The sequence below is a fragment of the Rhizobium sp. CAU 1783 genome, from assembly GCF_054551725.1.
On the sequence record NZ_JBTOLM010000005.1, the window covers coordinates 154,885 to 179,187 of the forward strand.

At 62.9% G+C, this 24,303-nt stretch carries 17 protein-coding genes; 7 read left to right on the forward strand and 10 right to left on the reverse strand.

The window, feature by feature from the left end; genetic code table 11:
* Positions 1–21 precede the first annotated feature (21 nt).
* Positions 22–1,191 carry an iron-containing alcohol dehydrogenase gene (locus ACX93L_RS19525; RefSeq protein ID WP_459406378.1) on the forward strand — a complete coding sequence of 390 codons (1,170 nt, stop codon included), beginning with the start codon at positions 22–24 and terminating at the stop codon, positions 1,189–1,191.
* 35 nt (positions 1,192–1,226) lie between these two features.
* Here ACX93L_RS19525 and ACX93L_RS19530 read toward each other — a convergent pair whose 3' ends face one another.
* On the reverse strand, positions 1,227–2,006 hold the full coding sequence (locus ACX93L_RS19530) for a DeoR/GlpR family DNA-binding transcription regulator (protein ID WP_459406379.1): 780 nt from the start codon (positions 2,004–2,006) through the stop codon (positions 1,227–1,229).
* Positions 2,007–2,358: 352 nt separating this feature from the next.
* On the opposite strand from ACX93L_RS19530, the gene ACX93L_RS19535 reads away from it, so the two are divergent.
* Together ACX93L_RS19535 and ACX93L_RS19540 are read left to right on the forward strand one after the other, a co-directional pair.
* Positions 2,359–3,273, forward strand: a complete 915-nt coding sequence (locus ACX93L_RS19535; protein ID WP_459406380.1) for a phosphotransferase — start codon at positions 2,359–2,361, stop codon at positions 3,271–3,273.
* A complete protein-coding gene (locus tag ACX93L_RS19540; RefSeq protein ID WP_459406381.1) occupies positions 3,270–5,711 on the forward strand; it encodes a GcvT family protein in 2,442 nt (813 codons plus the stop codon). The genes ACX93L_RS19535 and ACX93L_RS19540 overlap by 4 nt, the downstream gene beginning before the upstream one ends.
* A 121-nt stretch (positions 5,712–5,832) precedes the next feature.
* Here ACX93L_RS19540 and ACX93L_RS19545 read toward each other — a convergent pair whose 3' ends face one another.
* The 4 genes from ACX93L_RS19545 to ACX93L_RS19560 form a co-directional block, all read right to left on the reverse strand.
* Positions 5,833–7,260 (reverse strand): aldehyde dehydrogenase family protein, encoded by a 1,428-nt coding sequence (locus ACX93L_RS19545; RefSeq protein ID WP_459406382.1) that lies wholly within the window; start codon positions 7,258–7,260, stop codon positions 5,833–5,835.
* A gap of 78 nt (positions 7,261–7,338) precedes the next feature.
* Complete coding sequence (locus ACX93L_RS19550) at positions 7,339–8,826, reverse strand: glutamine synthetase family protein (protein WP_459406383.1); 1,488 nt, start codon at positions 8,824–8,826, stop codon at positions 7,339–7,341.
* Between the two features lie 46 nt (positions 8,827–8,872).
* A complete protein-coding gene (locus tag ACX93L_RS19555) occupies positions 8,873–10,195 on the reverse strand; it encodes a type I glutamate--ammonia ligase (RefSeq protein ID WP_459406384.1) in 1,323 nt (440 codons plus the stop codon).
* A gap of 66 nt (positions 10,196–10,261) precedes the next feature.
* The gene (locus tag ACX93L_RS19560) at positions 10,262–13,168 is read right to left on the reverse strand and encodes a sulfite reductase subunit alpha (protein ID WP_459406385.1); all 2,907 of its coding nucleotides are present in this window, start codon (positions 13,166–13,168) and stop codon (positions 10,262–10,264) included.
* A 472-nt stretch (positions 13,169–13,640) separates the two neighbouring features.
* Between ACX93L_RS19560 and ACX93L_RS19565 the strand changes: the two genes are divergently transcribed.
* From ACX93L_RS19565 to ACX93L_RS19575, 3 genes are all read left to right on the forward strand, one after another.
* Positions 13,641–14,369 carry a type 1 glutamine amidotransferase gene (locus ACX93L_RS19565; protein ID WP_459406386.1) on the forward strand — a complete coding sequence of 243 codons (729 nt, stop codon included), beginning with the start codon at positions 13,641–13,643 and terminating at the stop codon, positions 14,367–14,369.
* Between the two features lie 105 nt (positions 14,370–14,474).
* Entirely contained in the window at positions 14,475–15,644 is a 1,170-nt protein-coding gene (locus ACX93L_RS19570) for a PAS domain-containing protein (RefSeq protein ID WP_459406387.1), read from the forward strand.
* Between the two features lie 3 nt (positions 15,645–15,647).
* Positions 15,648–17,102 (forward strand): sigma-54 interaction domain-containing protein, encoded by a 1,455-nt coding sequence (locus ACX93L_RS19575; protein ID WP_459406388.1) that lies wholly within the window; start codon positions 15,648–15,650, stop codon positions 17,100–17,102.
* Between the two features lie 32 nt (positions 17,103–17,134).
* On the opposite strand, the gene ACX93L_RS19580 is transcribed toward ACX93L_RS19575, so the two are convergent.
* From ACX93L_RS19580 to ACX93L_RS19595, 4 genes are all read right to left on the reverse strand, one after another.
* A complete protein-coding gene (locus tag ACX93L_RS19580) occupies positions 17,135–17,917 on the reverse strand; it encodes an ABC transporter permease (RefSeq protein ID WP_459406389.1) in 783 nt (260 codons plus the stop codon).
* Between the two features lie 11 nt (positions 17,918–17,928).
* On the reverse strand, positions 17,929–18,798 hold the full coding sequence (locus tag ACX93L_RS19585; protein WP_459406390.1) for an ABC transporter permease: 870 nt from the start codon (positions 18,796–18,798) through the stop codon (positions 17,929–17,931).
* Positions 18,795–19,913, reverse strand: a complete 1,119-nt coding sequence (locus ACX93L_RS19590; protein ID WP_459406391.1) for an ABC transporter ATP-binding protein — start codon at positions 19,911–19,913, stop codon at positions 18,795–18,797. The genes ACX93L_RS19585 and ACX93L_RS19590 overlap by 4 nt, the downstream gene beginning before the upstream one ends.
* A gap of 86 nt (positions 19,914–19,999) precedes the next feature.
* A complete protein-coding gene (locus ACX93L_RS19595; protein ID WP_169594328.1) occupies positions 20,000–21,064 on the reverse strand; it encodes an ABC transporter substrate-binding protein in 1,065 nt (354 codons plus the stop codon).
* Positions 21,065–21,442: 378 nt separating this feature from the next.
* Here ACX93L_RS19595 and ACX93L_RS19600 point away from each other — a divergent pair, with 378 nt between their 5' ends.
* On the forward strand, positions 21,443–23,065 hold the full coding sequence (locus ACX93L_RS19600) for an ABC-F family ATP-binding cassette domain-containing protein (protein WP_459406392.1): 1,623 nt from the start codon (positions 21,443–21,445) through the stop codon (positions 23,063–23,065).
* A 95-nt stretch (positions 23,066–23,160) separates the two neighbouring features.
* Here ACX93L_RS19600 and ACX93L_RS19605 read toward each other — a convergent pair whose 3' ends face one another.
* Positions 23,161–24,288: an NAD(P)/FAD-dependent oxidoreductase gene (locus ACX93L_RS19605; RefSeq protein WP_459406393.1), complete on the reverse strand. Its 1,128-nt coding sequence runs from the start codon at positions 24,286–24,288 to the stop codon at positions 23,161–23,163.
* Positions 24,289–24,303: the final 15 nt, after the last annotated feature.

The window sequence follows — 24,303 nt, forward strand, 5'->3', positions numbered from 1 at the left end:
CCGAAAGCAAGGAGACGCTCCATGTCAGTCGATACCAAGGCCGTGTCCAGTAACTGGAGCTTCCCGACTGCGGTTCGGTTTGGCAACGGGCGCGTCTCGGAACTCGCTGACATCGTTCGCGAACTCGGGGGACGCCGGCCTCTCGTAATCACCGACGCAGGGCTGAAGGACCTCTTCCCGGTTCAGCGTGTGCTGGAGGTTTTGCGGTCGGGCGGGCTGGAGGCTGGCCTCTTCTTCAACGTCAAGCCCAATCCGACCGGCGGCAACGTGGCCGACGGGGTAGCGGCGCTCGGTGACGGTGGTCATGACCTCGTCATCGCCATCGGCGGCGGCAGCGCCCTAGACGCCGCGAAGGCGATTGCGCTGATGTCCCGCCAGAGCTTTCCGATGTGGGACCTGGAGGACATCGGCGACAACTGGAAGCGTGCCGACACGTCGCGTCTCCTGCCGGTCATCGCCATCCCTACCACTGCCGGCACCGGCTCGGAACTCGGACGTTCCTCCGTGATCACCAATGAGGCGGAGAAACGCAAGGTCATCGTTTTTCATCCCCGCATGCTCCCGGACGTGGTGCTGATGGACCCGGGTCTGACGACGGGCCTGCCGGCCCACATTACCGCGGCAACCGGGATGGATGCCCTCTCCCATGCGCTCGAGGCATATTCGGCACCGTCCTTCCATCCCATGGCAGAAGGCATCGCGCTCAATGCGCTGCGTCTTATCAAGACGTGGCTGCCGGTCGCAACGGCGGAAGGCGACAACATCGAGGCGCGGGGACAGATGCTGGTCGCGTCGGGCATGGGCTGCGTCGCCCTGCAGAAGGGGCTTGGCGCGATCCATGCCCTCGCTCATCCGCTTGGTGCCCTGCACGACGCCCATCACGGCCTGCTGAATGCCGTCCTGATGCCATATGTCCTCGAATTCAACGCGCCGGTGATCGATGACAAGCTGGAGCTCCTGGCACGTTTCCTGGATCTGCCGATACCCAGCGCCTCTGGTGTAATCGACTGGATCGTCGAACTGCGTGAGACGCTTGCCATTCCCGAGACACTTGCCGGCATGGGCCTTAAGGGCATCGATATCGGGAAGGTTGCCGCGATGGGTGTGGCCGACCCCTGTGCCGGCGGGAATCCGGTCAAGCTCGATGAGGAAGGCCTGGCGTCGATCCTGCGTGCGGCCCGAGGGGCCTGATCCCGGCGGTTGTCGGGCGCACCGACGGCCGGCGATCAAGTACGCTTTCGTTCCGGCTTTGCGATGACCAGGGCGATGCCGCTCGCGGCCAATGCGTCGGCGATGTCCGCGGGTGGCGGACAGTCCGTCGCCAGTTCACCGAACGCGTCCAAATCACAGACCTTTACGAGCCCCTGACGACCGAACTTGCTGTGGTCGGTGATGACCACCGTGCGCCTGCCGCGGGAGAGTACGACTCTGGCGAATTCCGCCTCTTCCAGCTCGTAGTCCATCACGCCGGTCGCCAGGTCGATGGCGCCAGCGGAGATGATGGCGTGGGTGACGCTGAAGCGGCTGACGAAGTCGATCGCCGAGGTGCCGAAGGCCGCGCCATTGTCGCTGCGCAGTTCGCCGCCGGCCATATAGACCTTGTTGTCGTTGACGGTGGCGAGCGTGCGGGCGATGTCGGATGAGTTCGTCACGACGGTCAGGCGACGGTGACCGAGCAGTTCTCGGGCGAGGAAGCTCGTCGTGGTCCCGGTGTCGAGCATGATCGAGTCGCCGTCGTGGATGGTCGCGGCGACGGCGGCCGCGATCGCCTTCTTGGCCTCGCTGTTTTCCCGCATTCGTTTTTCGAACGGTGCCTCGCCCACGGCCGAAGGCAGGCAGATCGCCCCGTGCAACTTGACGACGGCGCCTTGGGTCGCGAGCGGCTTGATGTCGCGGCGCACGGTTTCGAGCGAGACGTTCAGGTGTCGCGCGAGGTCGGCGATCGCCAGCGTGCCGTCCAATTCCAGGAGCCGGAGAATGTCCCGGTGCCGTTTTGACTGGTTCATGGGGGCCTCGTCCGACGGTTGACATCCAAGGTCATAACGAAGCTTCGACTACTCGGCAATGAGGGGTCGCATGATCGGTCACAAAAACACAAAAAACCACAAATCCGGATTGACAATTTCCCGTTGCTCGCATGACATTGCGCTGACACACCCTCGTCACGAAATACAAAAGTACGGGGAACGGCGTTCGGGTGTGCTGCCAGCATTATCACTCAACGGGCTCTACTGGGAGAACTCGAATGCAAAGCCTTGTTCGCATGTTCGCAGCGAATTCGGATCCTGCTCCATCCATTCAGGTGAGTCGCAATCGGGGATTCTCACAAGAAACCACATTTTCCGACGGTTCGGCATCATGATCGTCGACGCCGGGAAGGCCATGGGCGCCACGCACGACCGTATCCATCGACTGCCCTGCTGGAATGGACGGATCGAGATCGCGCCCCTGAAAGGCGGCATCAGCAACGAGAGCTTCGTCGTCACCGACGCCGCCGGCCGTCACGTCGTGCGCTTCGGCAAGGACTACCCGTTTCACCATGTGTTCCGCGATCGCGAACTGATGACCGCGCGGGCCGCCCATGAGGCGGGGTTCGCTCCGCGGGTCGAATACGCGGAGACAGGGGTCATGGTCACCGAATTCCTCGGGGCGAAGACCTATGCCGCAGAGGATGTCGTGGCGAACCGGAGCCGGATCGCCGAGCTCGTCCGGCGCTTCCACCGGGAAATGGCGCGCCACCTCAGCGGCGCCGGTTTCATGTTCTGGGCCTTCCATGTCATTCGCGACTATGCCCGCACGCTAGAGATTGGCGGCAGCCGGATGGTTGAGCATTTGCCGGGCTATCTCGCGCTCGCAGAAGAACTCGAGGCCGCGCAGACGCCGTTGCCGATCGTCTTCGGGCACAACGACCTTCTGCCCTCGAATTTTCTCGATGACGGCAAGCGGCTCTGGCTGATCGACTTCGAATATGCCGGCTTCTCGACCGCGATGTTCGATCTCGCGGGCGTGACCTCCAATGCCGGCTTCGATGCCGACCAGTCGGAAGACTTCCTGACGACATATTTCGAGGGGCCGCCAGACCAGGCGGTACGCCGGTCGTTCGCCGCCATGCAATGTGCCTCGCTGTTGCGCGAGGCCATGTGGAGCATGGTCTCCGAGCTGCATCTGTCGGCACCCGGCGCGGATTATGTCGCCTACACCACCGAGAACCTCACCCGCCTCGACGCGGCCCTTGAACACTACCGGAAACACTACGGGAAACACTCGTCATGACATTGCCATCCCATGCCCAGATCGTCGTCATCGGCGGCGGCATCATCGGTTGCTCGACCGCCTATCATCTCGCCCGGGACCACAAGGCGGATGTTATCCTGCTGGAGCAGGGCACACTGACCTCGGGCTCGACCTGGCATGCGGCAGGTCTCGTCGGCCAGCTTCGTTCCTCGGCGTCAATCACCCGGGTGCTGAAGTATTCGGTCGACCTCTACAAGGGTCTTGAAGCCGAGACGGGACTGGCAACCGGGTGGAAGATGACAGGCTGCCTGCGGCTTGCCACCAATCAGGATCGTTGGACGGAATTCCGCCGCCTTGCGACGACGGCCGGGAGCTTCGGCATGGAGATGCACCTCATCTCGCCGGAAGAGGTCAAGCGCATTTGGCCGCTGATGAATGTCGATGACCTCGTCGGTGCAAGCTGGCTTCCGACCGACGGCCAGGCGAGCCCGTCAGACATCACCCAGTCGCTTGCCAGAGGTGCCCGCATGCACGGGGCGAAGATCGTCGAGAATGTCCGGGTGACCGGCTTCGAGATGAAGGATGGCCGTATCCTCAAGGTGAAGACGACGCTCGGCGACATCGCCTGCGAAAAGGTGGTCAATTGCGCGGGCCAGTGGGCCCGGCAGGTCGGCGACATGGCGGGCATCAACGTGCCGCTCCAGCCGGTCAAGCACCAGTACATCATCACCGAGAAGATCGACGGGCTGTCGACAGACGCGCCGACCATCCGTGATCCGGATCGCCGGACCTACTTCAAGGAAGAGGTGGGTGGCCTGGTGATGGGGGGCTATGAACCGAATCCGCAGCCGTGGACGACCGGCGATGTTCCGAACGAGTGGGCATTCCGCCTCTTCGACGACGACTTCGACCATTTCGAGCAGCACATGACCCAGGCGATCGAGCGCGTTCCGGCGCTCGAAAAGGTCGGGGTCAAGCAGATGATCAACGGGCCGGAGAGTTTTACGCCGGACGGCAACTTCATCCTGGGCGTGGCGCCGGAATGCAAGAACATGTTCGTGGGCGCCGGGTTCAATGCCTTCGGCATCGCCTCGGGCGGCGGTGCGGGCTGGGTGCTTGCCCAGTGGGTCGTGGACGGTGAGGCGCCGCTCGACCTCTGGGTCGTCGACATCCGCCGCTTTGCCGGCATGCACCGCGATCGCCAATGGGTTCTCGACCGCACGCTGGAAGCCTATGGCAAGCACTACACCATCGGATTTCCCCATGAGGAATACGAGAGCGGCCGGCCGCGACTCGTTTCGCCCCTTTACGAGCGGCTGAAGACGCATGGCGCGGTGTTCGGTTCGAAGCTCGGCTGGGAGCGACCGAACTGGTTCGCGCCGGCCGGATCGGAGGCGAAGGACATCTATTCGATGGGGCGGCAGAACTGGTTTTCCGCGGTTGGTGAAGAGCACGCCCATGTGCGCGAAGCCGTCGGCGTCTTCGACCAGTCGTCTTTCTCGAAATACGAGGTCTCCGGTCCGGATGCGGCGAAGGCGCTCGACTGGATCTGCGCCAACGACGTGTCGAAACCTGTCGGGCGGCTGACCTACACGCAGCTCCTGAACACGCGCGGCGGCATCGAGGCCGATCTGACGGTCGCACGATTTACCGAGGACAAATTCTACATCGTCACCGGGACAGGCTTCCGGACGCATGACTTCGGCTGGATCGACGACCATATCCCAGCCGGAATGGACGTGACCTTCACCGACGTGACGGAAGACTGGGGCACGCTTTCGCTGATGGGGCCGAAGGCGCGTGACGTACTTGCCGCGGTGACCGATGCCGATGTGTCGAACGGTGCGTTTCCGTTCGGTCACGCGCGGGAAATCCCGATCGCCGGACATACCGTCCGGGCGCTGCGTGTCACCTATGTCGGCGAACTGGGCTGGGAACTGCATGTGCCGATCGGTGCGATCGGCGAGGTCTTCGATGCACTGATGGCGGCCGGCACAGTCCACGGCATCCGGCCGATCGGCTACCGGGCACTGGAATCGCTTCGCCTCGAGAAGGGCTATCGGGCCTGGGGCTCCGACATCACGCCCAATGATACGCCTTTCGAGGCGGGGCTCGGCTGGGCGGTCAAGCTGCGCAAGAATACCGACTTCAACGGCCGCCGGGCCCTGGAGGGGCTGCAGGACGCTCCGCTCAAGAAGCGGCTGGCCGGCTTCACCGTCGACAACCCCGACATCGTGCTGGTGGGACGCGAAACAATCCTGCGGAACGGTGAACCAGTGGGCTACCTGACGAGCGGCGGCTTCGGCTACACAATCGGCAAGAATATCGGCTACGGCTATGTCCGCAATGCCGACGGGGTGAGCGACGACTACCTGCTCGACGGCGCTTACGAGCTCGTTGTCGCCATGGAGAAGACCCCGGCAAAGATCCACCTCGGGCCGCTCTTCGATCCGGCGATGGAAAGGATCAAGGCGTAGGGAACCGCCGTGGCGGCGAAAGATACTTTTCGCCTGCCTTGACCCTCAAATCGAAACGGCGCCCGGATTGCTCCGGGCGCCGCTTTCGTTGGTCCATCGGATTTCCCAATCGCCGATTTGATCAGTCGCCGTAACCGACGATGCCCTTGATTTCGAGGAAATCGTGGATGCCGAAATCGGCGTATTCACGTCCGTTGCCGGACTGCTTGTAGCCGCCGAACGGGGCGCGTGTGTCCCAGTCCGGATAGTTCAGGTAGACCGAGCCGGCGCGCATCTCGCGGGCGACCGCACGGGCATGGGCGAGGTCCTGCGACTGGATGTAGGCAGCGAGACCATAGACCGTGTCGTTGGCGATCGCGATCGCTTCCTCTTCGGTCTTGTAAGGCAGGATCGAGAGAACCGGCCCGAAGATTTCCTCGCGGGCAATGGTCATGTCGTTGGTTACGTTGCCAAAGATGGTCGGGCGGACATAGTAGCCGCGGTTGAGGCCCTCCGGTCGGCCGAGGCCGCCGGTGACGAGCGTAGCACCTTCCTTGATGCCGGCCTCGATGAGCCGTTGGATCTTGTCGAACTGCAGCTGGCTGACGACCGGGCCGAGATCGGTGTCGTCGGCGGTCGGGCTACCGACCTTGTGGGCCTCGGCCGCGGCCTTGGCGATCGTCAGCGCTTCGTCGTGGCGGTCGGCCGGGACCAGCATGCGGGTCGGTGCGTCGCAGGACTGGCCGGAATTGCCGAAGCAACCCTGCACGCCCTTGGTGACGGCGGTTTCTAGGTCGGCGTCGGGCAGCACGATGTTGGCCGACTTGCCGCCGAGTTCCTGCGCGACGCGCTTGACGGTGTCGGCGGCAGTCTTGGCAACGATGATGCCGGCGCGGGTGGAGCCGGTGAACGAGACCATGTCGACGTCCGGATGGCCGGCCATGACCTGGCCGACATCAGGGCCGGTGCCGTTGACGAGGTTGAACACGCCCTTAGGCACGCCGGCCTCTTCCATGACCTCGGCCCAGACGATGCCGGACATCGGAGCGATTTCCGAGGGCTTCAGCACGACCGTGCAGCCGGCGGCAATAGCCGGTGCAACCTTGCAGACGATCTGGTTGAGCGGCCAGTTCCACGGCGTGATCAGCGCGCAGACGCCGATCGGCTCCTTGACGACCGTAGTCGAGCCGCGCTTTTCGCTGAACTCGTAGTTCTCCAGCGCCTCGATGGTCGATTCCATATGCGCGCGGCCGGCCCATGCCTGGGCGTCACGGGCAAACGAGAGCGGTGCGCCCATCTCGTTGGATACGGCGACGGCGATGTCCTCGAAACGGGCGTTGTAGACTTCGAGGATCTTTTTCAGGAGCGCCAGACGCTCTGCGACCGAAGTCTTGGAGAAAGTCACGAAGGCCTTCTTCGCGGCCGCTACGGCCTTGTCGACATCGGCCTTCGAGCCGACGGAGATCTGCGTGTAGGCCTCTTCCGTCGCGGGATTGATGACATCCAGCGTGGCAGGGACGGCCGGATCGACCCAGGCACCGTCAATGAAGAATTTCAGATTGTGGGACATGTAAAACTCCAGTCAGAGGTCGGAAATGATGAGGCGGACGGCGCACCGCGCCGCCCGTAATGTCTTGGTGGCAATCGCTCAGGGCAGATAGTCCATGTAGCGATCGAGATCCCAATTGGTGACTTCCTTGAGGAAGCGCTTCCAGTCGTCGCGCTTCATCATGTCATAGAGTTCATAAAGCCTGCCGGGCATGGCTTCCAGTACCAGATCATCCTTCTTCAGTGCTTCCAGCGCTTCGTGCAGGTTGAGCGGGATCAGGTCGACATGGCCGCCGGCCTTCATCACCTCGACGACATTGCGATCCTCGGGTGCGCCCGGGTCGACCTTGTTCGAGATCCCGTCGTCGAGGGCCTTGATGAGTGCCGCGCAGAACAGGTGCTGGTTGACCATGGCGTCGACGGCGCGGAACTCGAAGCGGTCGGGCGCCGAGATGCGGATCGTGCAGGAGCGGTTCTGGAGACCCCAGTTCGCGCCGATCGGCGCCCAGAGGCCGATATCGGCAAAACGCCGGTAGGAGTTGACGGTCGAGGCGCCGATCGCGGTGAGCGCGCCGATATGTTTCAAGGCACCGCCGAGCGCGTGGTGGCCGATTTCGGTCGGCAGCCAGCCTCCCTCCTTGTTTTCGAACTCGTTCACGCCGCCCTTGGTGTAGGTGAAGAGTTCCTCCATGCCCGGCAGTTCGCCCGGAACCAACTGTTGAAGCTCGGCGGAGCCACCAGTCCAGATCGAGCAGTTGTGATGGCAGCCGTTGGCCGGCACACCCATCATCGGCTTGGCCATGAAGCAGGCGATGAGGTCGTTCTGGCGCGCCACCTCGTTGCAGATCTGCCGATAGGTGGTGAGGCGGTCGCAGGTCTTCAGCGCGTCGTCGAAGGCGAAGTTCAGTTCGAGCAGGCCGGGTGCGTCCTCGACGTCGCCCTGGATCATGTCGAGGCCCATGGCATGGGAGTATTCATAGACCTGTTTCCAGATGTGGCGGGCGCTTTCGAACTGGCCGATATGATAGGCATAGGGCTCGGTGATCCCGGAATAGGGGGTGGCGGAACCATCGGGGTTCTTCTTCAGCCACAGCATTTCCGGTTCCATGCCGACGCGCAGGTGGAGCCCGTTGTGCTTCTCACGGAATTCGCGGTCGAAGCGCTTCAGGTTTCCACGGGTATCGCATTCGAAGTAGCCGCCCGGGTTCTTGGCGTCTTCGAGACCGTAGAAGAGCGTGCAGAAGACGCGGGCCACCGACTTGTCCCACGGCAGCTGGCAGAAGGTTTCCGGGTCGGGCAGGGCGACCGTTTCGCCGTCATTAGCCGAAAAGCCGAACAGCGTGCCGTTCATGTCGGTCGAGACATTGGTGACGCCACCCATCCAGGTCTGGACGCCCTTGCGGGCATTGTATTCCCAGTGGCGGGCCGGCACGGCCTTGCCGAGTACGCGGCCGGTGATCGAGACATACTGGTAGTAGATGTATTCGACGCCGAGTTTCCTGATTTTTTCGCTCACCCGCGCGACGCGTTCCTTGCGCAGCGGATCGTTGAGTTCGCGGAACAGGTCGCTGTCTTCGTGTCTTGCCATATGGCGTTCTCCTCTTTGTGGTTCTTGATTGGGGGGTGGGGTGATTTCAGCCTTCGAGGTAGCGGGCGAGCTCGAAGGCGCTGACGGCGCGGGCGAGGGCCGCATGCTCGATCTCGCAGGCCTTGGCGAAATGGCTGGTGAAGGCCTCGCCGAAGTGGCGGGCGGCGCTTTCGCTGGCCCGCAGCCGCTCGGCGGCGTCCTTGAGGTCGCGCGGCAATCGCGTCGCACCGGGCGGGATGTCGTCGGGACCGCCGAACGGGGTCGCCTCGGGCGGCGCGATCTGCTGTTCGATGCCGTCGAGGCCGCCGGCCAGCATCAGTGCAAGGGTCAGATGCGGATTGCAGTCGGCGCCCGGCAGGCGAAATTCGAGACGCGCATTGTCTTCGGCTGACGGAACGGAACGCACCGCGGTGGTGAAGGTGTATTCGGCCCAGCTGACCGACTTCGGAGCCCAGGACCCCGGCGCAAAGCGGCGATAGGCGTTGACCGTATGAGCGCAGAGCGCGAATGCCTCGGGGACCAGTTTCGCCATGCCGCCAATGAAGTGCTTTGCAGCCTGGTTCGTCGTGGCTGACGGATCGGCGAAGATGTTGCTGCCGGTCTGCTTGTCCCGGAGCGACAGCGTGACATGGCCGCCGATGCCGGGGAAAGCACCGCCCATATGGGCCATGAAGCTCGCCGTCATGTCCTGCCGGCGGGCATAGGCTCGCGCCGCCTGGCGGAAGAATGCCGCATCGTCCGCGGCCTTCATCGGCGTCTCGGCGGCAAGCGTTGCCTCGAAGCAGCCGGGTCCCAGCTCTCCGGCAACGGCAAAGAGCGAGACGCCATGGTCGATGATTGCCTTTTCGAGACCCGCCACGAACTCGGCCTGGTCGGCCGCCGTCTGGCCCGACCAGCACTTGTTCTCCGGCATGAAGGTGTGCATGGCGGAGAAACCGCTGTCACGCAGGCTCGCCGCGTTCTCCTTGAGGAAGATGACCTCGAACTCGAAGGCGGCCCGGACCTCTAGGCCCAGACTTTCAGCCCGTTCGATCTGGCGGGCAAGGACTGCCCGCGGCATCAGGTCCCGGTTCGGTCCGGCATAGTCGGCGACGATCGCGGCTGCTTTCGGTTCGAAGGCATAGGGGCGAAGCGAAGCTGCGTCGAGCGTCAGGGCCTCGGTCAGGAAGGGGCCGCCACCGAACAGGCTGTCGGCGGAGTCCCAATGGGGAAGCGTGTTGGAAAAGCGCGGGTCGCGGGCCCAGGCAAGAAACTGCTCGCGCTTCAGGCGTCGCTCGCGAAAGACGCTGGCATAGTCGAACAGTCCGACATGAACTATGTCGATACCGTCCCGTTCGAGCCGTGCGGCAAGCTCATTGAGTTTTGTCATGGGATCTCTCTCCGATGCGGGCGGCAGAACGCCGCCTCGATAGGGTGGATGAAGGGTGTCGCTGGATCAGTAGACGTCTCGGGCGTAGCGCTTGTCCTTGCGCAGCCGGTCGACATAGGCCTCGGCCCCATCGGCCGACAGACCGCCTTCGGCAGCGACGATCTCGACAAGGGCCTGCTCGACGTCGGCCGCCATATGCGTGGCATCGCCGCAGACGTAGAGATGGGCGCCGGCCTCCAGCCAGGCGAACAGCTCCTTGGCGTTTTCCCGCATTCGGTGCTGCACGTAGATCTTCTCCGCCTGATCGCGGGAAAACGCGAGGTCGAGGCGCGTCAAGAGCCCTGAGGCCTGCATCGCCGCAAAGTCCTCCTCATAGAGGAAGTCCTGGCTGCGATGCTGGTCGCCGAAGAACAGCCAGTTGCGTCCCTTGGCGCCGCGCGCACGCCGTTCCTGCAGGAAGGCGCGGAAGGGGGCGACGCCGGTACCAGGACCGATCATGATCATCGGGGCGTCATCGTCCTCTGGCACCCGGAAGGCGCGGTTGGGCGACAGGAAGATCGGTGCCATCTTGCCCGCGCCGACGCGGTCGGCGAGGAAGGTGGAGGCCACACCCTGACGGGCCCGTCCATGGCTCTGGTAGCGGATGGTCGCAACCGTCAGATGGATCGATCCCGGATGCTCCTTCGGGCTCGAGGCGATCGAGTAGGCGCGATGCTGAAGCGGCTTCAGCAGACCGACGAAATCGGAAAGTCCCATCGCGCCCTTCGGCATCATGCCGAGCAGGTCGAGAATGTCGCGTCCCCACAGCCAGACATCGAGCGCTTGGCGGTCACCGTTCCCCAGAACGTGGTTGAGTTCGGCATCGCCCGAGAGCCGGGCCACTTCGGCCAACAGCTCGCGGGAGGGCGTGCTGATCTCGAAGCTTTCCGTCAGAAGCGTACCGAGCGGCTTGTCATATCCTGCCACAGGTACATGGGCGCAAGCGCCGAAATGACCCATCAGGCTGTCGACCAGTGCCTTGTCGTTCTGCGGAATGACGCCGATGCAGTCGCCGGCTTCATAAGTAAGGCCGCTGTCGCCGAGGTCGAACTCGATGTGGCGAGTGTCCTTGGCCGATCCTTCGCGCGACAGGCGGCGATTGACCGCCATGCGGGAGGCATAAGGGTTGCGCCGGCTCCACCTGGAACGCACCGCGGACTCCGATGGCATGCCGCCAAGAGCTATCTCGGCATCTTCGCCCTCCACGCCGCCTGCCGCGGCAAGCGCACGATCCACCCAGGCAAAGGCGGTTGCCGCATAGTTGGTATCGCACTCCACCCGCGGCTCGATCGACCGTGCGCCGAGGGCCTGCAGCCGTTCGTCGATGTCACGACCTGCCGCGCAGAAGGTCTCGTAGCCGGAATCCCCCATGGCCATCAGCGAATAGGAGAGGCTGCCAAGGTCGGGCACATCATCGCCGCAGAGCGCATCCCAGAAACCGCGCGCGGTGTCCGGCATTTCACCCTGGCCATAGGTTGATGTCACGATCAGCAGGCGCTTCAGTCCAGCCAGCTCGTCCATTTCGATGCTGTCGAGGGGCGCCACACGCGGCTGAAATCCCCGGCCACGGGCGATCCCGGCAATGTCGCTTGCCATCTGCTCGGCATTGCCAGTCTGGGTGCCGTAGAGAATAGTGAGCGACAGGGCCTGATCGGTCTCGGCGCCGGGCGCTGCGGCCGGCCTTACTGCCTCCTCGGCGCTCGGCGGGATGAACGCCTTGCGCTCGCCCCGGTCGAACGCAATCGGCAGGACGATGGGGCCGGTGTTGCCGCTGTCGGGCAGGAAGTGGGCCTCACCTTCGATGCGGGGATTGCGGACCCGGTGGGCGAGGATCGCCAGCGCTTCCGTCATGTCGCCGCGGGCAATGAAGTGGCCGAGGCAGAAATGCGCCCCACCACCGAAACCGAAATGCGGTTTTCGCTCGGCGGTGATGTCGAAGGAAGGGTCGGCATAGGCGCGCGGATCGGACGCTGCCGACTGGCCGAACAGATGGATCGTGGTGCCGCGCTTGATCTCGAGCCCCTGGTAGACGAAGTCCTCCACGGCCTCGCGCGTCACCCAGGTGATGGTCGGCCGGATGCGCATGACTTCCTCGACTGCGGACTTGCCGAGCTCCGGATTGTCGCCAAGCAGCGCCCATTGACCGGGATTGCGCATGAACACGTCCATCGCAAGGCCGATCTGGTTGCGCGTGGTGTCGATGCCGCCGAAGATGGCGAGCATGATCAGGTCATAGAGTTCGCGTTCCGACAGCGCTTCGTCGCTCTGCATGTTGGTCTTCACCAGCATCGACAGGAAGTCCTCGCCGAGTTCCTGCTGACGCAGTTCGTCGACCAGGGTCATGACGTAGTCGAAGAGCTTCACCGTTGCCGCGTCGACCGTTTCGAGGTCCTGCTTGAAGGTCACGCCGAGCGCCAGGCCCATGTCGGCGGCAAGATCCGCGAGTTCGCGCCATTTTTCATGGGGCAGGCCGAGAAGCATGCAAATGACCCGCGTCGCATAGGGCTCGGCGAAATCCGCCATGAACTCGCAACTGCCCTTCTCGATGAAGTTGTCGATGAGTTCGTTGGCAAGTTTGGCGAACTCCGGGCGCAGGCTGATGACCAGTTTCGGCGAGAAGGCCGGATTGGCGAGGCGGCGCAGCCGGGCGTGGTTCGGTCCCTCCTGGCTCAACAGCATGCGCTCCCACCAGCCGGCGAAATGACCGGACACGCCGTTCAGCTTGGGCCAGGCATAGCTCCCCTGCCTGAGGCGCGCATCGCGCATGAGCTTGTGCACTTCGTCATAGCGCAGAACGGCCAGACCGTAGTTGGTCTGCGCGCACCAGTTCGCTTCACGCGCATCATCGACCTGTTGCGACCGAATCGAGAAATTCGGGTCGCTCATGTCGAGGAAAGGTAAGCTGCCGATATCGATCAATTCATCTGCGATCATGGTTCCCTCGCATTTTTTGCGTTTTCCCTGTCCGCAGCAAAAGCCGTGCCAGCCACAACGGCATTTTCAATGTGTTGATTTTGCTTATGAAAAAATTCAAGTGTTGGCGTAGCCCGCTGATGTGGACAACTGCGCTGCGTTTTTGCGGGAGACTTTTCTGCAATCGCGCAGCATCGGCGACGAGGTGTGGTGAAGCGGTCCTTGGGGTGCGCAAATCGTTGTCGTATGGGGCGTTGATCGGCCGTTCCGTTGGAGCGTCCGCAGGCCGATGCGCCTGGGTCTCGCAAGGTGCGAGCGGCCGCTGCAAAAATGACGGCGACCTATGCAGGTGCGCATCAATTCCCGCTTGCCGATTCGAAACCGATTGAAAATGCTCGGTTATTTTCGTGGCATGGATCTTGCTGAAATCAACTAAAGAGCCGGCCTGTCTTGCGGGTCGGTCATGCGCGGGTCATTCAGCAGACGGAACACCATGTCGAGAAAAACGCTAGCCTTCATTTCGCAGCTTGCCGAACCTGGGAGCTACAACAAGTCCACCTGGCGTCGGATTCACGGCGGTGACGACGAGACCATCGCGGTCGAGGCCTTGCTCGATCATATCGGCGCGCTGAACGGGCTCGATTACATCGGCATCAAGGCGCATGAGGGCGAGCCGCTGCCGGCGGATCTGGATGCCGTCGACGGCGTGATCCTCGGGGGCAGCTTCGCATCCGTTTCTGACAATTATTGCTGGCAGGCGGAGATTGCAGGCTGGCTGACCCGCTGGCGGGAAACCGGCAAGCCGCTGATGGGCATTTGCGGTGGCCACCAATTGATGACGACCGTTCTCGGCGGCCGGGTGGAGAAGAACCCGAGCGGACCGGAGGTCGGGAGCCTGCCGCTCAGCTTCACGGACCAAGGGCGCGGCCACTACCTGCTCGACGGCTTCGACGAGACGTCCCCCTTCTTTTTCGGGAATTTCGACCGGGTCGTCGAGGTGCCGGAGGGAACGGTCGTGCTCGCGACCCGTCCGACGCTTCCCGCGGCGGCGCTGGATCATGGTGGCAACTGGGTTTCGGTGCAATTCCATCCGGAAACCACCTGTGACCGGATGGCGACCTGTTGGGCGGAAATCGATCCGGCGCAGGCTTCACGATACAGCTTCATCCCCGGCTGCGAACGGATGATCGGAAATTTCATTGTGGGAACGGGCCTGCTTTGAGACGGGGCGGGTTCCGGTTCACGCCGGAATGCCGGAGAGTATGGACACAGCGGCAGGATGCCGAGGCATCCGACGCCTGAGTAAGAAAGGTCGCATGGAATGGCGATGATGGAGGGAGATCTGCCGGATCAGGCAGCCGCTGAAAGCGGCCTGTCGCCTGAAGACGATCTCTTGATCGACGTGATTTCCCGGGATGGGCGTGTGCTGTGGTTCAACGAGGCGCAGGCCGAACTGCTCGGCACCTATGACCACGAGATTGTCGGCTATGACGCCGCGGCCTTCTATGCGCCGGATTGCTTTGCGCAGATCCAGCAGATGCTGCGCAACCGGACACGTTCCGAACATGGCGCGACGATGGAACTCACCTTGCTTGCGCGCGGCGGACGGCCGATTCGGACACTGGCGCGCGCGCGCTTCGTGCGTTTCAACGGTGAGGTCTGTCTGCGGCTTGCCAAGATGGACTATGGTCCTGTCGGGATGCGTTATCGGCAGATGGAAGATGATTTCCGTACCCTGCAAGCCATGCTCGCGACTTCGAACGAGGCGCATTGGGGGATCGTCTTCCTCGAGCCGGTCGATACGACCTTGCCGAAGAGCGAAGTGATCCGGCAGGTGTTCGAAAACCAGTCCGTCTGGCGGATGTGCAACCCGGCCATGTCGCGGATCTACCAGTTGCCGGAATCGGTCGACTTCAACGAACAGGATGTCCGTCTCTACTGGCCGCGGAGTGCCGCGAACGAGAAGTTCGTCGAGGAGATCATAAACTCCAACTACGCGATCGACGATGCGCTCAGCGTCGACAGACGCCATGACGGCACGCTGCAATATATCCTCAACGACGTGCGGGCCGATATCGTTGACGGCTTCCTCCTGCGGCTGTGGGGCAATTGCCGCGATGTCACCGAGCAGCGCAATGCCGACGACGAGAAGGCAAATTCTCTGAAGCTTGCCATCCGTGCCCTCGACGGCATGCCCGATCCGGTCATCGTGCTCGATGCCGAGGGCAGGGTGCTCAACCGCAACAAGGCCTATGCCGCAGCCTTTTCCGGCAGCCGAACCGTCGAGACGCAGCTTCTCGCATTCGTGCGCACCCGGCGGCGCGCTTCCGGCTGGTCGCTCTTCACCAATCCCGGCGGACCGGGACCTTCGGTCCTGCTCGATGTCCATATACGCAAGATCAGCGGCATGGACGGCGAGACCTGGACGATTATAACTGTTCGTGAGCGGGAGCCACATGCGCCGAAACGCGCATCCCGCCAGCCAAAGCGGCCGTAAGAGATGATGACACCGGGCGACATACCGCAGTTCTATCTAGGCGTCCGGGGGGCGGAGGCGCTCAGTCGCGAGGCCTGGGAGCAGAACTTTCAGTCGCCGCAGTTTCGGGCCTTCGCCAATCTGCTTCCGGACGGCCTGATGATCGTCGACCCCGATGAGGTCGTGGTCTTCCTGAATACCGCTGCGGAACGCGCGGCGCGGCTGTCATCGCCCTTCGAGAGCCAGGCGCTGTCGACCTTCCTGCGGTTTTCCGATTTCGACATGGACGATTTTCTCGCCTCCGCCCAGCGTGGGCACACCCAAGGTCTGGTGCGGGCGAAAATCTCCGGCAAGGTTTATCAGGCGAGCCGCCGCGTGCTCGTGGTTGCGGGGTCCGCCAGCGGGTTCACCGTCTACTTTCTCCGCGACCCGGAAAACCAGGACCGCGCCAAGCGGGGGGTTGCCGGGCGGTCGATTTCGGCGGGTGACCAGAAGGAAAGCGCGAGACTTGTCTTCCCCGATGGATTGAGAACCCAGGTCGAGCAGGCGGTGCGGGCCTATGCGCGCAATTTCCGCGTTCTCCTGCTCGGCGAATCCGGCGTCGGCAAGACGGCGATCGCCCGCCACATCCACCTGACGGGCGGTGATCGGGGTCGTCCCTTCGTACATGTCAATTGTGGCTCCATTCCCGAGACACTGTTCGAGTCCGAAATGTTCGGTTACGAGCGGGGCGCCTTCACCGGCGCGCTGCAGGCCGGCAAGCGCGGCTATATCGAAAGTGCGGCCGGCGGCACGCTGTTTCTCGACGAAATCGGCGAAATCCCGCTTTCGTCTCAGCCGAAACTCCTGAAATTCCTGGAGGACGGGACCATCCAGCCGGTTGGTTCGTCTGTTTCGAAGAAGATCGACACCCGGGTGATCACCGCAACCAATCGCGACCTCACCGAGATGACGCGGCAGGGAGGGTTCCGCAAGGACCTGCTCTATCGCCTGTCGACCTTCCCAGTCGAAATCCCGCTGCTGCGCAATCGCTCCGACAAGGCCGACATCCTCGACATGATGCTGGAACGGGCAAGCCAGGAGCGTGGGTCATCGCTGAAGCTCACGGCCGCGTGCCGAGCGATCCTGATGCGCCATTCCTTTCCGGGAAACCTGCGCGAGATGAAGAGCGTGGTCGATTATCTAGACATTGTCGCGGGCGATCTCGCGGGGCCGGAGCATCTGCCGCCGTCCTTCTCCCGGCAGCAGGGAACGGCGATCGAGCCGCCTCAGGCGCCTGTCCGCCCGCAGATCAGCGACGAGGGGACTGCGCCGGAGATCGAACCCGGTGGCCGGACACTGAAGGAAATGGCACGCGCCTTCGAAGAACGGATCATCAACGAGGCCCTCGACCGCCTCGGATCCAAGCGGGCCGCCGCCAAGGAGCTAGGCGTCGACATCGCCACCATCGTCCGGAAGACCAACCGCACGGCGGAATGAGGTCCCGACGCGAACGCCGGGACCCGTCCTCATTATTGCTTCTGTCGCAACAGACTTACCGAACTCAGGATCAATGCGAGCGAAGCGACGACGATCAGGGCGCCGATCGCGTTGATCTCGGGGGTGATGCCGCGTCGTAGCGTGGAGTAGATGTACATCGGCAAGGTCACATCGCGGCCGGTCAGGAAGTAAGTGACCGGGATTTCATCGAAGGACAGCGTGAAGCAGAGCAGGGCTGAGCCTATGATGGCCGAACGGATGTTCGGCAGCGTCACATAGAGGAAGGTCTCGAGACCCGTCGCCCCGAGATCGGAGCTCGCCTCCGCGAGATTGCGGTTCACCTTTTCCAACCGTGCCAGAACCTGCCCGACCACGATGCCGACCAGCGCCGTGGCGTGGCCGATCACGACCGCGCCGAGGCTCTGGGGAAGGCCGATCTGCTTGTAGAAGTTCAGCATGGCGATGCCCGTCACGATCCCGGGGAGGGAAAGCGGCAAGAGGATCGTGTTCTTGAACAGCTGTTTGCCGATGAAGGGATAGCGGTCCAGGGCCAATGCCGCCGGTACCCCGATGACGATGGTCAGCGCGGTTGCCGAAACTGCGACGAGAAGGCTGTTCACCAGCGCCTGCAGAAGGGCTTGGTTGGAGAAGACCTTCTCGTACCAGCCCCAGGTGAAACCCGAGAGCGGGAAGGAGGTTACCGGGCTGTCGTTGAAGGAGAACAGGATCAGGATTGCGACGGGGACGTAGAGAAACAGAAGGGTTCCGATCGCGACGCCGACCAGGCTTTTCTGCCACCAGATGAGTTTGTGCATGGCAATCTCCTTCAACCCATCGAAACGCGGCCGGCCCGATCGAGCCTGCTGGAAATCTGCAGCACGACCAGGACCAGAGTGAACAGGACTACGGCGAGCGCCGAGCCGAGCGGCCAGTTGAGGGCTGCGCCGAACTGGCTTTGCAGAACGGTCGCGACCATGGTGCCGCTCGGGCCACCGACCAGAACGGGGGCCACGAAGTCGCCGAAGGACAGGCAGAAGGTCATCGTGGCGCCGGCCACGACGCCTGCCGTAGACAGCGGCATGATGACCCGCACGAAGGTCTCGAAAGGGCCGGCTCCGAGATCCTGCGACGCCTCGATCAGGTTCGAGGGGATGCGCTCCAACGCGGTGAAGATCGGCATCACCATGAAGGGGATGAAGATATAGGTCAGCGTGATGACCATGGCGGCCTGGTTATAGAGAAAGATGTCCAGCGGCTGGTCGATCAGGCCCAGCCAGAGGAGGGCTGAGTTCAGTGCGCCATCCGTGCCAAGGATAATCTTCCAGGTGTAGGCGCGCAGCAGGTAGGAGACCCAGAGCGGCACCACCACGCACATGTAGAGAAGGGTGCGCAGTTTCTCGGAGCGAATGGTGAAGACGAGGAAATAGGCGAGGGGGTAACCGAGCGCGACGGAGTAGAGGGTGACGAGTGCCGCGATCTTCAGGGTTCTGAGGATGACCGTCGAGTATTGCGGGTCATAGAACAGCTGGAGGTAGTTTCCGAGCTGGAAGGCGGGGACGAACAGCGGAAATTTCCGCTCCCAGAAACTCATCATTGCCATCGAGGCATAGGGAAGGATGAGGAAGACCAGGGTCCAGAGAAGCGGCACGGAAAAGAGCAGCCAGAAGCTCGCCTTGTTACGGGTGCGGGCCCTCATGCGGCGTCCTCCGCCCGGTAGACCAGCACATCGAGCGGGGCGACGTGGAAGGCGATGCGGTTTCCGGGCTGGGGAACGCTGCCGTCGGCTGCAACGGTGCTGCGGGGGATGTCGACGAAGATCGGTGCCTCGACGCCGTCGAGCTTGAGCTCGATCTGGAAACGGCCACCGTGGAAGAGCTGGTTGACGACGGTCGCGGCCAATGTCGAGCTTCCATCCGGTGCAGGCCCGGCCTGCATGCGCTCGGGGCGGATCGCGATCAATGCGCGGTCACCATCCTTGAGTGCGGCCTGCGGTTGGACCTCGATCCCGGATATCACGCTGCCATCCGGCAACCGGACCTTGGCGTGTCCGCTTTCACGACCGACGAAGGTGCAGGCAAGCAGATTGGCGGCGCCGATGAAATCGGCGACATAGGGGGTTGCGGGGCGATCGTACAGCTCCGACGGCGAGCCGATCTGGGCGATGCGGCCGCCCTGCATCACCGCGATGCGATCCGACAGCACCAGCGCTTCCTCCTGGTCGTGGGTGACCATCAGGAAGGTGATGCCGAGTTTCTGGTGGAGATGCTTCAGCTCGACCTGCATGGCTTCGCGCAGCTTGACGTCGAGCGCCGAGAGCGGTTCGTCGAGCAGCAGCACTTTCGGTTGGCGCACCAGCGCACGAGCCATTGCCACACGCTGGCGCTGGCCGCCGGAAAGTTGCTGGGGCATGCGATCGGCCTTGTCGGCGAGACCGACCAGCGCAAGCGCATCGGCGGTGCGCCTGACGCGCTCCTCCTTCGGCTTGCGGTTGGCCCGGACCGTCAGCCCGTAAGCGACGTTTTCGGCCACGGTCATGTGGGGGAACAAGGCATAGTCCTGGAACACCGTATTGATGTCGCGGCGATAGGGCGGCTCTTGCGTCACGTCCGAACCTGCCAATGTGATGCGGCCCTGGTCCGCGGTTTCGAAGCCTCCGATGAGGCGAAGCGTCGTCGTTTTGCCGCAGCCGGACGGGCCGAGAAGGGTAACGAATTCACCGGTGCCGATTTCGAGATTGATATTGTGGAGCGCGGTGAAGTTCCCGTAGGCCTTCACGACGTTTTCCAGGGTCACGATGGGTTGCAATGCCATAGGCAGGTCCTTGAGCGGGTCGAATATGAACAGCGGAGATCACCGCCGGAATGACCGGCGGTGATCGGGGTCGTCCTGATCGGTGCTCAGGGAGCCGCCTTCACGGCGTTCCAGACCTCGAGATACTTGTCGAGGCGTGCCGGCATCTGCCACATCACGAGGCTCTTCACGAACTCGATGTTGTTGACCTTCTTGGCTTCCGCGTCGGCGCCCGTCAGGCATCCTGAGACGGATTTCGGGTTGACCGGGAAGTAGCCCGTCGAGCCGACGATGCCGCACTGGCCCTCGGCCGACAGCATGAAGGAGAAGAACTTATAGGCGCATTCGCTGTTGGCGCTGCCCTTGACGAGCTGCATGGAGTCCATCCAGCCCTCGGCCTTTTCCTTCGGCGTGAACTCGACGACCTCGAAGCCCTTCTTGAGGGCGTTTACGTCCTTGCTCTGCAGCCCGGTCCAGGTGTTGGAGACCCAGACTTCCTGGTTGGCGTAGAGTTCGGTGAGTTCGCCAGCGGTCGCCCAGTATTTGCGGATCAGCGGCTTCTGCGCGATCAGCTTCTGCTTGACCGCCTCGAGCTGTTCGTCGGTCAGGTCGTAGATGTTCTCGTAGCCGAGCAGGCGAGCGGTCCAGTAGAGCGACGACTTGTCGTCCCACATGGCGATCTTGCCCTTGTACTTCTCGTCGAAAAGTACACCGATCGAATCCGGCTTCGGGTCGATCTTGTCGGCGCGATACATCAGCGAAATCGAGCCCCAGACGAGCGGAACGGACCAGACCGAGCCCTCGGCCGAAACGTCGTTCGCGCCGGAGAATTCCGGATAGACGTCGGACCAGCCTTCGATCTTGGCGGTGTCGATCGGCTCCACGAATCCGGCTTGGCGCATCAGGCCGATCGTGTCGATCGAAGGGACGATGATGTCATAGACGCCGCCGCCTGCTGCAAGCTTGGGGGCAAAGTCGTCATTCGAGCCGACATAGGTCGAAGTCGTCTTGCAACCGGACGATTCCTCGAACTTGGAGATGAAAGACGGGTCGGCATAGCCTTCCCAGGTCAGAATATTGAGTTCAGCCGAAGCTGCGACGGAAGGGGCGGCAATTGCCAACGCGGAGACGAGGGCAAGCAGACGACGGCCCGGGCCAATATGCTTTTTCATTTCGGTTCCCTTTCTGGATTATTCTTAACGTGCATTTTTCGACCGTTTCTGCCGACGGTTCTTTTGGGTCCTCGGGATCACTCCCGGGACGCGATGCTGCAACGCAAGACGCATGCCAGCCTGTGGCGCGTCGAATTTCTCTTCTTTGTCAGTTGTTTGAGCGAAACGTTAATTCTGCTTCGACGCGTCCGCTGCATTAACGCAGCATGGCGGGCAAAACGGCATCGATGCATGATCGCGATCTGATCCGTCGCTCGGCAAGGAAACCCGTGTTACCCGGCCGTCAAAGTGGTGCGATAGGTTTCGACATGCCGCGCGAGGCATGACATAAGGGCGCCGCAAATCCGCAGTCCCCGTTCTCCAGTTTCCTGTCCGGTCATGATACGCATCGAAAACATCAGCAAGCAGCTCAGCCACCGCATCCTCTTCCTCGAAGCGTCCGCCGCCCTCAACAAGGGCGAGAAGATCGGCCTCGTCGGGCCGAACGGTGCGGGAAAAACGACCATCTTCCGCATGGTCACGGGGCAGGAGCTTCCCGACGAGGGGCAGGTCTCGGTCGAGCGCGGCGTCACCATCGGCTACTTCAACCAGGATGTCGGCGAGATGTCCGGTCGAAGCGCTGTCGCCGAGGTGATGGATGGGGCCGGGCCTGTCAGCGTCGTCGCTGCCGAGCTTCGCGACCTTGAGGCCGCCATGGTCGATCCCGACCGTCTCGACGAAATGGACCAGATCATCGAGCGCTACGGCGAGGTTCAGGCGCGCTACGAGGAGCTGGACGGTTACGGCCTGGAGGGGCGCGCGCGCGAGGTGCTTGCCGGCCTCAGCTTCAGCCAGGAGATGATGGACGGCGACGTGGGCAAGCTTTCCGGTGGCTGGAAGATGCGCGTGGCGCTTGCCCGCATCCTCCTCATGCGTCCCGACGTGATGCTGCTCGACGAACCCTCGAACCATCTCGATCTCGAGAGCCTGATCTGGCTGGAGCAGTTTCTCAAAGGTTATGACGGCGCGCTGCTGATGACCTCGCACGACCGCGAGTTCATGAACCGCATCGTCAACAAGATCATCGAAATCGATGCGGGTTCGCTCAACAGTTATTCCGGCGACTATGAGTTCTATGCGCAGCAGCGGGCGCAGAACGAGAAGCAGCAGCAGGCGCAGTTCGAGCGGCAGCAGGCGATGCTGGCCAAGGAAATCAAGTTCATCGAACGCTTCAAGGCCCGGGCCAGCCATGCCGCACAGGTGCAGAGCCGGGTGAAGAAGCTCGACAAGATCGAACGTGTCGAACCGCCGAAGCGGCGTCAGGTCGTGGCCTTCGAATTCCAACCGGCGCCGCGTTCGGGTGAAGACGTGATCAACCTGAAGAACGTCCACAAGACGTATGGACAGCGGGTGATCTACGACGGTTTCGATTTCATGGTCCGGCGCAAGGAGCGCTGGTGCATCATGGGCGTCAACGGCGCTGGCAAGTCGACGTTGCTGAAGCTGGTCGCCGGCGAGTCCAAGCCGGACCAGGGAACGGTCAACATCGGTGCGAGTGTGAAGATGGGTTACTTCGCCCAGCACGCCATGGATATCCTCGACGGAGACATGACCATCTTCGAAACGCTGGAAAGCACCTTCCCGCGGGCCGGTCAGGCGCCGCTTAGGGCACTCGCCGGCTGCTTCGGCTTTTCCGGTGACGACATCGAGAAGCGTTGCCGGGTCCTGTCCGGCGGCGAGAAGGCGCGTTTGGTGATGGCGATCATGCTGTTCGATCCGCCGAACCTGCTCGTCCTCGACGAGCCGACCAACCACCTCGATCTCGATACCAAGGAAATGCTGATCAAGGCGCTGTCCCAGTACGAGGGGACGATGCTGTTCGTCAGCCACGATCGACACTTCCTGGCCGAGCTTTCGAACCGGGTGCTGGAACTCACCCCGGAAGGCGCCTTCCAGTACAATGGGGGCTACACCGAATATGTGGCGCGCACCGGCCACGAGGCGCCGGGGCTGAGAAGCTGAGCCCGATCAGCCGGCGACAGGTATGACGACAAAAAATACGGAAGCGCGGGACCGACATCCCGCACTTCCGTTTGCCCGGCTTCCGGGTGAAGCTTTCAAGCGCCGAGACGGGCCGGCAGGAAGGTTCCGGCGTTGAGCCCGAGCCGGGTCAGGTGCTCCGGAGGCGCGCCGTCAAGAAACACGCCTGCCGCCCATTCGGACAGCGCTGGGGATGTCAGGATACCGCTTCCGCCCTGCCCGGCCAGCCAGAAGAAATTGGGATCGCGGGGATCGAAACCGACGACCTGATGCTTGTCCGGAGCGAAGGAGCGCAGACCCGCCCACTTGTGGGAAATGGTTCTTACCGGAAGCGTGGTGGACTGCTCGAGAAAATGCGCGGCATAGGCGACGTCGATGTCTTCCGGCTGGGCGTCGCAGGGAATGCTGGGGGTCGCGTCGGCCGGTGAGACCATCAGCTTTCCCGCCTCCGGCTTGAAATAGAAATCCTCGTCGACCTCGTTGACGCCGGGCATGGGGCCCAGATCGTACTCGTCCGGCACGTCGACGGTGATGGCCGTGCGGCGATGCGGCACGATACCGAGCGGTTCGAGGCCGGACAGTTCGGCGAGCCTGTCCGCCCAGGCCCCGGCGGTGTTGACGATGCGCCGGGCAAAGACCGGCCCTTGCGGCGTTTCCAGGCGGTAGGCGTTGTTCTCCCGCTTGACGGCTGTAACGGGCGCGCCCGTGCGGATATCCGCGCCGGCGCGGCGGGCGGCACGCAGATAGCCTTGCAGGATGCTCTCGACCTCCATGTCCCAGCAGGCGGGATCATAGAAGGCCCCGGCCATGTAGTCGCCGCGCAGGAAGGGAACCATGGCGATCGCCTCGTCCGTGGATACCCGGCGGGTTTCCGGCGATGTTCCGATCACTTCGCGAAAGGCCGCGTCCAGCTGGGGCAGGCGGTCCTCGGTGGCAATCACCAGGTTGCCGCGGGGGACAAGCAGCGGCACATCGGCGAAACCCTCCGGAGGGGCCGACAGGAAGTCATAGGATGCGTCCGCGAGCAGGCCGGTCGTCTCATTCTGGAACTGCCGTGAGAATTCCGCGGCCGAACGGCCGGTCGAATGATAGCCGACCTGCGCTTCCGCCTCAAGCAGCACGAGCGATCGGCGCCCGGCTACCCGATAGGCGAACGATGCACCGGCGATGCCGCCTCCCACGACGGCAACGTCGAAGATTTCCATGTCGTTTCCTCCGGC

Bases quoted from the DNA above. Each gene is read 5' to 3' on its own strand.
- ACX93L_RS19545 (WP_459406382.1), bottom strand. From the start codon at position 7,260: ATGTCCCACAATCTGAAATTCTTCATTGACGGTGCCTGGGTCGATCCG.
- ACX93L_RS19555 (WP_459406384.1), bottom strand. From the start codon at position 10,195: ATGACAAAACTCAATGAGCTTGCCGCACGGCTCGAACGGGACGGTATC.
- ACX93L_RS19575 (WP_459406388.1), top strand. From the start codon at position 15,648: ATGATGACACCGGGCGACATACCGCAGTTCTATCTAGGCGTCCGGGGG.
- ACX93L_RS19530 (WP_459406379.1), bottom strand. From the start codon at position 2,006: ATGAACCAGTCAAAACGGCACCGGGACATTCTCCGGCTCCTGGAATTG.
- ACX93L_RS19580 (WP_459406389.1), bottom strand. From the start codon at position 17,917: ATGCACAAACTCATCTGGTGGCAGAAAAGCCTGGTCGGCGTCGCGATC.
- ACX93L_RS19525 (WP_459406378.1), top strand. From the start codon at position 22: ATGTCAGTCGATACCAAGGCCGTGTCCAGTAACTGGAGCTTCCCGACT.
- ACX93L_RS19540 (WP_459406381.1), top strand. From the start codon at position 3,270: ATGACATTGCCATCCCATGCCCAGATCGTCGTCATCGGCGGCGGCATC.
- ACX93L_RS19590 (WP_459406391.1), bottom strand. From the start codon at position 19,913: ATGGCATTGCAACCCATCGTGACCCTGGAAAACGTCGTGAAGGCCTAC.
- ACX93L_RS19585 (WP_459406390.1), bottom strand. From the start codon at position 18,798: ATGAGGGCCCGCACCCGTAACAAGGCGAGCTTCTGGCTGCTCTTTTCC.
- ACX93L_RS19550 (WP_459406383.1), bottom strand. From the start codon at position 8,826: ATGGCAAGACACGAAGACAGCGACCTGTTCCGCGAACTCAACGATCCG.
- ACX93L_RS19560 (WP_459406385.1), bottom strand. From the start codon at position 13,168: ATGATCGCAGATGAATTGATCGATATCGGCAGCTTACCTTTCCTCGAC.
- ACX93L_RS19570 (WP_459406387.1), top strand. From the start codon at position 14,475: ATGATGGAGGGAGATCTGCCGGATCAGGCAGCCGCTGAAAGCGGCCTG.
- ACX93L_RS19595 (WP_169594328.1), bottom strand. From the start codon at position 21,064: ATGAAAAAGCATATTGGCCCGGGCCGTCGTCTGCTTGCCCTCGTCTCC.
- ACX93L_RS19535 (WP_459406380.1), top strand. From the start codon at position 2,359: ATGATCGTCGACGCCGGGAAGGCCATGGGCGCCACGCACGACCGTATC.
- ACX93L_RS19600 (WP_459406392.1), top strand. From the start codon at position 21,443: ATGATACGCATCGAAAACATCAGCAAGCAGCTCAGCCACCGCATCCTC.
- ACX93L_RS19565 (WP_459406386.1), top strand. From the start codon at position 13,641: ATGTCGAGAAAAACGCTAGCCTTCATTTCGCAGCTTGCCGAACCTGGG.
- ACX93L_RS19605 (WP_459406393.1), bottom strand. From the start codon at position 24,288: ATGGAAATCTTCGACGTTGCCGTCGTGGGAGGCGGCATCGCCGGTGCA.